Here is a 12,200-nt window from a genome sequence, read left to right on the forward strand (position 1 = left end):
GGCTAACGTGCTATAGAAGTCGCCGTTAATGCAGAAGTTCAGTCGAAAACCGTGATTTTTTCACGAATTTTTCACAAGCTGAAATCACTCACATTTCCGGAAGTTTTCCATAATGTAGGTAGGATGTTTCTGAAATGTTGCAGATCGCCACTGGTCCAGAACTGTGCAGGTTCAGGGTCGCCGACGGCCAGAAGATCGCGCTCACTCAGTAAACGCTTGAGCTGGCGGGCCACGGCGGCACCGGTGTCGATAAGGATGATGCTGGGGGGCAGCATCTGCGCCAGGAGCGGCTTGAGGAAGGGATAGTGGGTGCAGCCGAGGATGATGGTGTCGCAACCGGCGCTGAGCAGCGGTTCGATGTAACCCTGCAATAACTGGCGCAGGGCGGGGCTGTTCAGGTCGCCGGTTTCAATCAGCTCCACCAGGCCTGGGCAGGGTTGGGTGATGACCCGAACATCAGTGGCGAAGCGGTCCAGCAGCGCAGCGAACTTGGCGCTGTGCAGGGTGCCGGTAGTGGCAAGCACACCGACCACGCCGCTGCGGGTGGCGGCGGCAGCAGGTTTTACGGCGGGCTCCATGCCCACCAGTGGCCAGTCGGGATAGTCCTGGCGCAAGTCGGCGACTGCCGCGACGGTCGCGGTGTTGCAGGCAATCACAAATGCCTTGGCGCCCTTGTCGCGCAGAAATGCCGCAACCTGCCGCGAACGCTCACGAATAAACGCCGGGGTTTTCTCGCCATAGGGGATATGCCCGCAGTCGGCCACGTACAGCAACGCCTCATGGGGCAGCAATTGCTGAATTTCGGCCAGTACCGACAAGCCGCCAACACCGGAATCGAACACACCGATGGGCGCGCCCTTAACCATGTTGGGTCCCGCACACGCTGCAGCCGGGGTCACGCTTAACGCGCAGCTCGCGAAAACGCGTGGTCAAGGCATCGATGAGCAACAGGCGGCCCACCAAGGGTTCGCCGAAACCGGCCAGCAGTTTCAAGGCTTCCAGCGCCTGCAGGCTGCCCACCACGCCCACCAGCGGACCAACTACGCCGGCTTCGCTGCAGGAGAGCTCGGTGTCGCTGCCGTGCCCATATAAACAGTGGTAACACGGGCTTTCGGCGAGACGCGGGTCGAACACTGACAATTGGCCTTCAAGGCGAATCGCCGCGCCGCTGATCAATGGCTTGCCGGTGGCAACGCAAGCAGCGTTGACCGCCTCGCGCGTGGAGAAGTTGTCGCTGCAATCGAGCACAACATCGACCGCACCAACCGCGGCAGCCAAGGAATCGGCATCCAGCGCAGCGCGGTGGGCAGTCAGCTTGATTTCGGGGTTGATGGCGCTCAGGCGGCGCAGGGCCGAGTCGACCTTGGTCTGCCCAACGCTGTCGGTGTCATGGATGATCTGGCGTTGCAGGTTGGTCAGGTCGACCGTGTCGAAGTCCGCCAGATGCAACTCACCCACACCCGCGGCCGCCAGGTACAGCGCAACGGGTGCGCCCAGCCCACCAAGACCAACGATCAATGCACGGCCGTTTTTCAGGCGCAACTGGCCGTCGATGTCGACATGCTGCAACAGAATCTGTCGGCTATAGCGCAACAGCTCCTGATCGCTCAGCACGGCCGGCGTCCCAGCGTGATGCGCTCGTGTCCGCCGAGATCGATACGGCTGTGTACCTCTTCAAAGCCTTCACTCAACAGCAGATCGCGCACAGCCGGGGCTTGGTCGTAACCGTGCTCCAGCAACAGCCGGCCGCCGGCATTCAGGTGAGCGGGGGCGTCTTTGATGATCCGGCGCAGGTCATCCAAACCGTCACGACCGGCCACCAATGCGCTGGCTGGCTCGAAGCGCACGTCACCGGCCACCAGGTGTGGATCATTGTCGGCAATATACGGCGGGTTGCTAATGATCAGGTCATAGGTATGACCCTGCAGCGCGCTGAACCAGTGGCTGTTCAGCACCGCTGCGTTATTGAGGTGCAGGCGCTGGCGATTGCGCTCGGCCAGGGCCACCGCTTCCAATACTCGGTCGACAGCGGTGACCTGCCAGGCTGGGCGCTCGCTGGCCAGGGCCAACGCGATGGCCCCGCTGCCGGTGCCCAGGTCGAGGACCGTGGCGGGCGTGGCTGGCAACAGTTCCAGGGCGGTTTCCACCAGCAGTTCGGTGTCCGGACGCGGGATCAGCGTGTGCGGCGCGACCTCCAGGTCCAGTTTCCAGAAGCCTTGCTGGCCGAGGATATACGCCACCGGCTCACCGCCGCGACGGCGTTGAAGGTAGCCGGCAAAGGTCAACGCGTCCTCAGTGCTGACAATTTTTTCCGGCCAGGTGTGCAGGTAGCTGCGGGGCTTGCCCAGCGCAGCCGCCAGCAACAATTCGGCATCCAGGCGCGCGGTGGGCGAGTCGGGCAGATCAGCGGCACGCAGCAGGCTGGCAATGATGGTCATTTACTCACCTATCGCCGCTAATTGATCGGCCTGATACTCGGCGAGTAACGGCTCGATCACCGCGTCGACGCCACCCGCGAGAATTTCGTCAAGGGAATAAAGGGTGAGGTTAACGCGGTGGTCGGTGACCCGGCCCTGGGCAAAGTTGTAGGTGCGGATACGCTCGGAACGGTCGCCAGAACCCACCAGCAACTTGCGCTCGCTGGCAATTGCGTTCGCGGCGGCGCTGGTCTGCTGGTCATTGAGCTTGGCCGACAACCACGACATCGCCCGCGCACGGTTTTTGTGCTGGGAACGCTCTTCCTGGCACTCCACCACGATACCCGATGGCAAGTGGGTGATACGGATCGCCGAATCAGTCTTGTTGACGTGCTGGCCACCGGCGCCCGACGAGCGGTAGGTATCGACACGCAAGTCAGCCGGGTTGATCTCGATGGCTTCCTGCTCGTCCGGCTCAGGCAACACCGCGACGGTGCACGCCGAGGTGTGGATGCGGCCTTGAGATTCAGTCGCCGGAACGCGCTGCACGCGATGTGCACCGGACTCAAACTTGAGCTTGCCGTAGACGTTATCGCCTTCAACCCGCGCGATGACTTCTTTATAGCCGCCGTGTTCGCCTTCGTTCTCGGACAGGATTTCGACCCGCCAGCCGCGACGCTCGGCATAACGCGAATACATGCGGAACAGGTCGCCGGAGAAGATCGCCGCCTCATCGCCGCCAGTGCCGGCACGGATTTCCAGGAACACGTTGCGCCCGTCGTTCGGATCCTTGGGCAGCAACATGCGTTGCAGGTCGCCTTCCAGCTCGGCCAGCTTTTCCTTGGCCTCGCGGACTTCTTCCACGGCCATTTCACGCATGTCCGGGTCGCTGTCCTTGAGCAGCGCCTGGGCGCCTTCAAGATCGGCCTGCACTTTCAGCAAGTTTTTGTAGGTGGCCACAACTGGCTCAACTTCGGCGTATTCCTTGGAATAGGCGCGGAACTTGGTCTGATCGGAAATGACCTCGCCATCGCCGAGCAAGGCGGTCAGTTCTTCGAAACGGTCCTGGAGCACGTCCAGTTTGTTGAGCAGTGACGCTTTCATTGCGGTTTTTTATCCGAAGAGCTTTCTGACGCGCCCTCACCGAGGGCAAAGAGTTCCTGGGCCATGGCCAGCGCATCGAGGCGGCCTTCGGCAGTTAGCTTTTTTAATTGTACGCTGGGGGCGTGGAGCAACTTGTTGGTGAGGCCCCGGGCCAGTTGCATCAGCACCTCTTCAGCGCTGCTGCCGTTGGCCAGCAAGCGCTGGGCTTTGATCAGCTCCTCGTCGCGCAGGCGTTCGCCTTGCTGACGATACGCCTTGAGCACATCCACCGCCGCCAATTCACGCAGGCGCACCATGAAATCTTCGGCGCCGGTGCTAACCATTTCCTCAGCAGCCTGGGCTGCACCCTGGCGGCTCTTGAGATTTTCGGCGACCACTTCGTGCAGATCGTCAACGCTATAGAGATAAACGTCGTCCAAGTCGCCGACTTCGGGCTCGATATCGCGGGGAACGGCGATGTCCACCATAAAGATCGGTTTGTGCTTGCGCAGCTTCAGCGCGCTTTCGACCGCGCCTTTGCCAAGGATCGGCAACTGGCTGGCAGTGGAGCTGATGACGATATCGCTGCGCACCAGTTCGGCCGGGATGTCAGACAACAACACGGCATGCGCGCCGAACTGTTCGGCAAGGATGCTGGCGCGCTCAAGCGTGCGGTTGGCGACCACGATCCGCTTGACCCCCAGGTCATGCAGGTGACGGGCGACCAAGGTGATGGTCTCCCCCGCGCCAATCAACAAGGCCTGGCTGCGTTGCAAGTCACTGAAAATCTGTTTGGCCAGGCTCACCGCAGCAAACGCCACCGACACCGGGTTTTCACCGATAGCAGTGTCGGTGCGCACCTGCTTGGCGGAGTTGAACGTGGCCTGGAACAAGCGCCCCAGCAACGGGCCGACGGTTCCGGCCTCGCGCGCTACGGCGTAGGCGGACTTCATCTGGCCGAGGATCTGCGGCTCACCCAACACCAGCGAATCGAGGCCGGACGCCACACGCATCATGTGACGAACTGCCGCATCCTCTTCATGCACATAAGCGCAGGCACGCAGGTCATCGAGACTCAAATGGTGAAAATCGGCCAGCCAGCGCAGCACCACATCCGCTGAAAGATGTTCCTGCTCTATATAAAGCTCGCTGCGATTGCAGGTTGAAAGGATCGCAGCTTCGCGACTGTCGGTGAGCCGGCAGAGCTGCTGCAAGGCCTCAACCAACTGCTCTGGCGTAAACGCAACGCGCTCGCGCACGTCTACGGAGGCAGTCTTGTGGTTAATACCGAGTGCGAGGAAGGCCATTCAATATCGCTGATGATGTCGGGAAGCCGACAATTGTCCTACTTCGAAAGATTCAGAACAACCACCGTCGTCTATTGTCCCTATATGTTGTGCCTATGAAAGGCGTCCACTGAGTCTCGGTTATGTTTGGCCGAAGGCTTGTGTCATGATGATCCGACCGCAGGTTAGTCGTCCTCTTCCTATATGAATAGATCTTCCGCGTTGCTCCTTGCTTTTGTCTTCCTCAGCGGCTGCCAGGCCATGGCACCCGTGTCGCCGGACGGTACACCGCCCGTAGAAGACAGCACCCCCGCCCCTGAAAAGCCCAAGGTTTATTCATCGTTCAGTGAAGAAACGGTGTTCAGCCTGCTGAGCGCGGAGCTGGCCGGCCAGCGCAATCGCTTCGATATTGCGCTGGACAACTACGTGACCCAGGCCATCAACACCCAGGATCCGGGAATTTCCGAGCGGGCGTTTCGCATCGCCGAGTACCTGGGCGCCGACCAGGCTGCGCTGGACACGTCGCTGATCTGGGCGAAAAACGCACCGGACGACCTGGAAGCACAGCGCGCGGCGGCGATCCAACTGGCGCGCGCCGGGCGCTATGACGACTCCATGGTCTACATGGAGAAAGTCCTGCAGGGCAAAGGCGACACCCATTTCGACTTCCTCGCGCTGTCAGCTGCCGACACCGACCAGGACACGCGCAATGGCCTGATGAAGAGTTTCGACCGCCTGCTGCAAAAACATCCGAAGAACAGCCAGCTGATTTTCGGCAAGGCCTTGCTGCTGCAGCAGGGTGACGAAGCCGACGCAGCGCTCAAACTGCTGGAACAGAATCCGCCGGAAGAAGGCGAGGTTGCACCGATACTGTTGCGCGCACGCCTGTTGCAGAACCTCAATCGCGGCAAGGAAGCAATTCCGCTGCTGGAAAAAAGTATCAAGAAGTACCCGGACGACAAGCGTCTGCGCCTGACTTACGCACGCATGCTGGTAGAGCAGGACCGCATGGAGGACGCCAAAGTGCAGTTCGCCAATCTGGTCCAGCAATACCCGGACGACGACGAATTGCGTTATTCCCTGGCGCTGGTATGCCTGGAAGCCAAGGCGTGGGACGAGGCCAAGGGTTACCTGGAAGAGCTGATCCAGCGCGAAAGCCATGTGGACTCGGCGCACCTGAACCTCGGCCGCATCGCCGAAGAACGCAATGATCCGCAGGCCGCCCTGCTCGAATATGCCCAGGTCGGCCCCGGCAATGACTACCTGCCAGCCCAATTGCGCCAGGCCGATATCCTGATGAGCAACGGTCGCACCGATGAGGCGGAAAAACGCCTGACCGCCGCCCGCGATGCCGAGCCGGACTACGCGATCCAACTGTACCTGATCCAGGCCGAGACTTTGTCGGCCAACAATCAGGGTGAGCGCGCCTGGAAGTTGCTGCAACAAGCCTTGTTGCAATTCCCTGACGATTTGAACCTGTTGTACACCCGCGCCATGCAGGCGGAAAAACGCAATGACTTGGGGCAGATGGAAAAAGACCTGCGCCTGATCATCAAGCGCGACCCGGACAATGCGATGGCCCTCAATGCCTTGGGTTACACCTTGTCCGACCGTACTACGCGTTACGACGAAGCCAAGGCGCTGATCGAACAAGCCCACAAGCTCAACCCTGAAGACCCGGCCGTACTCGACAGCCTGGGCTGGGTGAATTACCGCCTGGGCAACCTGGACGAAGCCGAACGCTTGCTGCGCCTGGCACTGGAACGCTTCCCCGACCAGGAAGTCGCCGCTCACCTGGGCGAAGTGCTGTGGGCCAATGGCAAACAGCGCGAAGCACGACAAATCTGGGAAAAATTCCTCAAGGAACAACCCGAAAGCACCATCCTGCGCAGCACCATCAAGCGCCTGACCGGTTCCGAGACCCTTTAAGCTTATGTTCTTGCGCCACATCGTAGTGTTCAGTTTTATCGCCCTGCTCGCCGGTTGCGCGGGTTTCGGCGCCCGTGAATCCGTTGAGGGCCAGGGCAACCCGGCGCAATGGAAACAGCACAAAGACCAGCTCAGCAGCATCGATGGCTGGCAGATCGAAGGCAAAGTCGGGGTTCGCGCCCCCAAAGATTCCGGCAGCGGCACGCTGTTCTGGCTGCAACGCCAGGACTACTACGACATTCGTCTTTCCGGCCCGCTCGGCCGGGGTGCCGCACGCCTGACCGGCCGTCCGGGGCAAGTCAGCCTCGAAGTGGCCAACCAGGGGCGCTATGAGGCGACCTCGCCGGAAGTACTGCTTGAAGAACAGATTGGCTGGAAGCTGCCAGTGTCCCATCTGGTCTGGTGGGTACGCGGCCTGCCAGCGCCTGACAGCAAAAGCCGTCTGAGCCTGAATGGCGACAGCCGCCTGGCTACCCTGGAACAGGATGGCTGGCAAGTCGAATACCTAAGCTACGTAGAACAAAGCGGTTACTGGTTGCCCGAGCGCATCAAACTGCACGGTACCGACCTTGACGTCACGCTGGTGATCAAAGACTGGCAACCGCGCAAGCTGGGGCAATAACGTGGCAGTACAAACGCTGACCCTGCCCTCCCCGGCCAAACTCAATTTGATGCTGCATATTCTGGGTCGCCGCGAAGACGGTTATCACGAGTTGCAGACGCTGTTTCAATTTCTCGACTACGGCGATGAACTGACTTTCGCCGTCCGCGACGACGGCGTGATTCAGTTACACACCGAGTTCGAAGGCGTTCCTCACGACAGCAACCTGATTGTGAAGGCCGCCAAAAAAATAAAGGAACAATCCGGCTGCCCGCTCGGCATCGATATCTGGATCGATAAAATCCTGCCCATGGGCGGTGGTATCGGTGGCGGCAGCTCGAATGCCGCGACCACACTGCTGGGACTGAATCATTTGTGGCAACTGGGCTGGGACCACGATCGCCTGGCTGCGCTGGGTTTGGCGCTGGGCGCTGACGTCCCGGTTTTCGTGCGTGGGCACGCGGCTTTCGCCGAGGGTGTGGGGGAGAAACTCAGCCCGGAATACCCCGAAGAACCGTGGTACGTTGTGCTTGTTCCGCAAGTATCTGTAAGTACAGCAGAAATTTTTTCAGATCCGCTGTTGACACGTAACTCTCCTCCCATTAAAGTGCGCCCCGTTCCCAAGGGAAACAGTCGAAATGACTGCTTACCGGTTGTAGCAAGGCGTTATCCAGAAGTACGTAACGCTTTGAATTTGTTAGGTAAATTTACCGAAGCAAAATTAACCGGAACTGGAAGTTGTGTGTTTGGGGGCTTCCCAAGCAAAGCTGAAGCTGATAAAGTCTCGGCCCTTCTTACAGAGACCCTTACAGGGTTTGTAGCAAAAGGAAGCAACGTTTCGATGTTGCATCGTAAGCTGCAAAGTCTGCTCTAAAAGGAATCGAGTGTTAGGCACTCGTTGCAACAGATACAGGGGCGTCGCCAAGCGGTAAGGCAGCAGGTTTTGATCCTGCCATGCGTTGGTTCGAATCCAGCCGCCCCTGCCATTTTCCTATACTCATCCAGGTTACCCTCAGCCTCTAGGTACTGCGCGTGTCCAAGATGATGGTCTTTACGGGGAACGCCAACCCCGATCTGGCTCGACGTGTCGTACGTCAGCTGCATATACCTCTCGGTGACATCTCTGTCGGTAAATTCTCCGACGGCGAAATTACAGCCGAGATCAATGAAAATGTCCGCGGTAAAGACGTCTTCATTATTCAGCCGACCTGCGCTCCGACCAACGATAACCTGATGGAACTCGTCGTGATGGCTGATGCCTTCCGCCGCTCCTCAGCGACTCGAATCACAGCTGTAATCCCTTACTTTGGTTATGCTCGTCAGGATCGCCGTCCGCGTTCCGCACGTGTGGCTATCAGCGCGAAAGTCGTTGCTGACATGCTGACCGTGGTAGGTATCGACCGTGTTCTCACGGTTGACCTGCACGCTGACCAAATCCAGGGGTTCTTCGATATTCCGGTAGATAACATCTACGGCTCCCCAGTCTTGGTGGATGACATTGAAGACCAGCGCTTTGAAAACCTGATGATCGTGTCCCCGGACATTGGTGGCGTCGTGCGTGCACGGGCCGTTGCCAAATCCCTGGGCGTTGATCTCGGGATCATCGACAAACGCCGTGAGAAAGCCAATCACTCTGAAGTGATGCATATCATCGGTGATGTCGAAGGGCGTACCTGTATTCTGGTTGATGACATGGTCGACACCGCCGGCACCCTGTGCCACGCGGCCAAAGCCTTGAAAGAGCACGGTGCAGCTAAAGTCTTCGCCTACTGCACACACCCTGTGCTGTCGGGTCGAGCGATCGAGAACATCGAGAATTCCATGCTGGACGAACTGGTGGTGACTAACACCATCCCGTTGTCCGCTGCTGCTCAAGCCTGTTCGCGTATCCGTCAACTGGATATCGCACCGGTAGTTGCCGAAGCGGTTCGCCGTATCAGCAACGAAGAATCGATCAGCGCGATGTTCCGTTAAGGGTCAAACCTTCGGCACACCTCACTGACGAAAAGCGCCCCGCCCCAGCATTTTGTTGGGGCGGGGCTTTTTTGCCCATATCGCCTTTAGCGCTGGTCGCAAACGCTGGGGCGAATGTGGTTATTTTGGAGATACAACATGAACGATTTTACTCTGAATGCTGAAGTGCGTTCCGACCTGGGGAAAGGTGCGAGCCGCCGCCTGCGTCGTCTCGCAAGCCTGGTTCCAGCTGTAGTTTACGGTGGCGAAAAAGCCCCTGAATCCATCAGCATGCTGGCTAAAGAAATTGCCAAACTGCTCGAAAACGATGCGGCCTACAGCCACATCATCGAGCTGAACGTCGGTGGCAAAAAGCAGAACGTCATCATCAAGGCTCTGCAACGCCACCCAGCCAAAGGCCACGTACTGCACGCTGACTTCATCCGCGTTGTAGCCGGTCAAAAGCTGAGCGCTATCGTACCTGTGCACTTCGTCGGTGAAGAAGCACCGATCAAGAAAGGTGGCGTTGTTTCCCACACTGCTACTGAGCTGGAAGTAAGCTGCCTGCCGAAAGATCTGCCTGAGTTCATCGAAGTCGACCTGTCGGCTGCTGAAATCGGCACCATCATTCACTTGTCCGACCTCAAAGCCCCTAAAGGCGTTGAATTCGTCGCTCTGGCTCACGATGACGACAAGGCTGTTGCCAACGTCCACGCTCCACGTGTTGTCGTAGAAGCTGACGAAGCTGAAGAACCCGCTGCAGAGTAATTTCTCTCTGTAACGTCGGAGCTTGAGGAAACATCGCGGACCGAAACGTAGCGAGAAAGCGGGCGATAACGCGAAGTTTATCTCTGGATAAGTTAGCTTCTGTCGTCCACTTTCGCCGCAACCAGGTTGCGGCGATGTTATCCACAACTCCAAAGGAAGGGCCCCTGTCGTGACTGCCATTAAACTGATCGTTGGCCTGGGAAATCCAGGCGCCGAATACGAACAGACCCGGCATAACGCGGGGGCCCTTTTTGTTGAGCGCATCGCCCACGCACAAGGTGTAAACCTTGCGGCCGATCGCAAATATTTTGGCCTGACCGGGCGCTTCTCGCATCAGGGTCAGGATGTTCGTCTGCTGATTCCCACCACCTACATGAACCGCAGCGGCCAATCTGTCGCGGCGCTTGCGGGCTTCTTCCGGATCAAACCCGAGGAAATCCTGGTGGCCCATGACGAACTGGACCTGCCACCCGGCGTTGCCAAGCTCAAGCTCGGCGGCGGGCATGGCGGGCACAATGGCCTGCGCGACATCATTGCGCAGCTGGGTAATCAGAATAATTTTTACCGTCTGCGGCTCGGCATTGGCCACCCAGGCGTTGCCAGTATGGTTTCAAATTTCGTCCTGGGTCGTGCGCCACGCGCCGAACAGGAAAAACTCGATGCCAGCATCGATTTTGCCCTCGGCGTGCTGCCGGATATCTTCGCCGGTGAATGGAACCGCGCGATGAAAAACCTGCACAGCCAGAAGGCCTGACTCTTACCGAGGGGAAACACCATGGGATTCAATTGCGGCATCGTCGGCCTGCCCAACGTCGGCAAATCCACCCTGTTCAACGCCTTGACCAAGTCCGGTATTGCAGCGGAGAACTTCCCCTTCTGCACCATCGAACCCAACAGCGGTATCGTGGCTATGCCGGACCCGCGCCTTGCGGCATTGGCGGCCATCGTCAATCCCAAGCGCGTCCTGCCGACGACCATGGAATTCGTCGACATCGCCGGCCTGGTAGCCGGTGCGTCGAAAGGTGAAGGCCTGGGTAACAAGTTCCTGGCCAACATCCGCGAAACCGATGCCATCGCCCACGTAGTCCGCTGCTTTGAAGACGAGAACGTGATTCACGTCTCCAACAGCGTTGACCCGAAGCGTGACATCGAGATTATCGACCTGGAACTGATCTTCGCCGACCTCGACAGCTGCGAAAAGCAACTGCAGAAGGTTGCGCGTAACGCAAAGGGCGGTGACAAGGATGCAGTGGTCCAGAAAGGCCTGCTGGAGCAGCTGATTGCTCACTTCACCGAAGGCAGGCCTGCGCGCAGCCTGATGAAGAACATGAGCACCGACGAAAAAGCGGTGATCAAGGGCTTCCATCTGCTGACGACCAAGCCTGTGATGTACATCGCCAACGTTGCTGAAGACGGCTTCGAGAACAACCCGCTGCTCGACGTGGTCAAGGCTATCGCCGACGAAGAAGGCGCGATCGTGGTCCCGGTGTGCAACAAGATCGAAGCGGAAATCGCCGAGCTGGATGACGGCGAAGAGAAAGACATGTTCCTCGAGGCCCTGGGCCTTGAAGAGCCTGGCCTGAACCGAGTGATCCGCGCTGGCTACGAAATGCTGCACCTACAGACTTACTTCACCGCCGGTGTCGAAGAAGTCCGCGCCTGGACCGTCAAAGTCGGCGCCACCGCGCCACAGGCTGCGGGCGTGATCCACACCGACTTCGAGAAGGGCTTCATCCGCGCCGAAGTGATCGCCTACAACGACTTCATCCAGTACAAGGGCGAAGCCGGTACCAAGGAAGCCGGTAAGTGGCGCTTGGAAGGAAAGGAATACATCGTTAAAGATGGCGATGTGATGCACTTCCGCTTCAACGTGTAGTAGCACCCGCGGTTTACCCCGCAAACAAAAAAGCCGATGCAGTTGCATCGGCTTTTTTGTGGCCGCTCTCTCGTCAAATGTAAAATCTTTTCTGTTCACGGACGCACCTATGAACAGGACACTGACTGAAAAACCTTAAATAAAAAGTTCGGCATACTCCGTGTAGTGGTCAACTAATTCCGGACACCTCGATAGGTGGTTTCGACGCCATTGCCCGTTCGTAAACGGTCGGTGGCAGATATCCCAGTTTTGAGTGCAGCCGCTCGTTGTTGTAAAACCCAACGATG

At 58.6% G+C, this 12,200-nt stretch carries 12 protein-coding genes and 1 tRNA gene; 8 read left to right on the plus strand and 5 right to left on the minus strand.

The features are described 5' to 3' along the window. Positions 1-71: 71 nt before the first annotated feature. From murI to hemA, 5 genes are read right to left on the minus strand one after another with little or no spacing between them, the layout of a single operon-like run. Positions 72-866, minus strand: a complete 795-nt coding sequence (murI, locus tag AACY52_RS22615) for a glutamate racemase (protein ID WP_339427189.1) — start codon at positions 864-866, stop codon at positions 72-74. Next, positions 859-1,614, minus strand: a complete 756-nt coding sequence (locus AACY52_RS22620; protein ID WP_339419589.1) for a molybdopterin-synthase adenylyltransferase MoeB — start codon at positions 1,612-1,614, stop codon at positions 859-861. The genes murI and AACY52_RS22620 overlap by 8 nt, the downstream gene beginning before the upstream one ends. Beyond that, positions 1,608-2,438 carry a peptide chain release factor N(5)-glutamine methyltransferase gene (gene prmC, locus AACY52_RS22625; protein ID WP_339560798.1) on the minus strand — a complete coding sequence of 277 codons (831 nt, stop codon included), beginning with the start codon at positions 2,436-2,438 and terminating at the stop codon, positions 1,608-1,610. Before prmC ends, AACY52_RS22620 begins: the two co-directional genes overlap by 7 nt. Further along, positions 2,439-3,521, minus strand: coding sequence for a peptide chain release factor 1 (gene prfA / locus AACY52_RS22630; RefSeq protein ID WP_010565625.1), 1,083 nt, complete (start codon positions 3,519-3,521; stop codon positions 2,439-2,441). Beyond that, a complete protein-coding gene (gene hemA / locus AACY52_RS22635) occupies positions 3,518-4,807 on the minus strand; it encodes a glutamyl-tRNA reductase (RefSeq protein ID WP_339419594.1) in 1,290 nt (429 codons plus the stop codon). The genes prfA and hemA overlap by 4 nt, the downstream gene beginning before the upstream one ends. 183 nt (positions 4,808-4,990) lie before the next feature. On the opposite strand from hemA, the gene AACY52_RS22640 reads away from it, so the two are divergent. From AACY52_RS22640 to ychF, 8 genes are all read left to right on the plus strand, one after another. Continuing rightward, on the plus strand, positions 4,991-6,715 hold the full coding sequence (locus AACY52_RS22640; RefSeq protein ID WP_339419596.1) for a tetratricopeptide repeat protein: 1,725 nt from the start codon (positions 4,991-4,993) through the stop codon (positions 6,713-6,715). 4 nt (positions 6,716-6,719) lie between these two features. Then, the gene (lolB, locus tag AACY52_RS22645; protein WP_049710107.1) at positions 6,720-7,337 is read left to right on the plus strand and encodes a lipoprotein insertase outer membrane protein LolB; all 618 of its coding nucleotides are present in this window, start codon (positions 6,720-6,722) and stop codon (positions 7,335-7,337) included. A 49-nt stretch (positions 7,338-7,386) separates the two neighbouring features. Beyond that, positions 7,387-8,190 carry a 4-(cytidine 5'-diphospho)-2-C-methyl-D-erythritol kinase gene (ispE, locus tag AACY52_RS22650; protein ID WP_370467897.1) on the plus strand — a complete coding sequence of 268 codons (804 nt, stop codon included), beginning with the start codon at positions 7,387-7,389 and terminating at the stop codon, positions 8,188-8,190. A 37-nt stretch (positions 8,191-8,227) separates the two neighbouring features. Further along, a tRNA-Gln gene (locus AACY52_RS22655) sits at positions 8,228-8,302 on the plus strand. A 46-nt stretch (positions 8,303-8,348) separates the two neighbouring features. Beyond that, positions 8,349-9,290, plus strand: a complete 942-nt coding sequence (locus AACY52_RS22660; RefSeq protein ID WP_003208392.1) for a ribose-phosphate pyrophosphokinase — start codon at positions 8,349-8,351, stop codon at positions 9,288-9,290. Positions 9,291-9,428: 138 nt separating this feature from the next. Further along, positions 9,429-10,037: a 50S ribosomal protein L25/general stress protein Ctc gene (locus AACY52_RS22665; RefSeq protein ID WP_339419601.1), complete on the plus strand. Its 609-nt coding sequence runs from the start codon at positions 9,429-9,431 to the stop codon at positions 10,035-10,037. Positions 10,038-10,206: 169 nt separating this feature from the next. Continuing rightward, the gene (gene pth, locus AACY52_RS22670; protein ID WP_017529915.1) at positions 10,207-10,791 is read left to right on the plus strand and encodes an aminoacyl-tRNA hydrolase; all 585 of its coding nucleotides are present in this window, start codon (positions 10,207-10,209) and stop codon (positions 10,789-10,791) included. 21 nt (positions 10,792-10,812) lie between these two features. Then, positions 10,813-11,913, plus strand: coding sequence for a redox-regulated ATPase YchF (gene ychF, locus AACY52_RS22675; RefSeq protein WP_339419602.1), 1,101 nt, complete (start codon positions 10,813-10,815; stop codon positions 11,911-11,913). Positions 11,914-12,200 lie beyond the last annotated feature (287 nt).

This window comes from Pseudomonas sp. EA_65y_Pfl1_P113, from assembly GCF_963970525.1.
Classification (GTDB): Bacteria; Pseudomonadota; Gammaproteobacteria; order Pseudomonadales; family Pseudomonadaceae; genus Aquipseudomonas; species Aquipseudomonas tritici.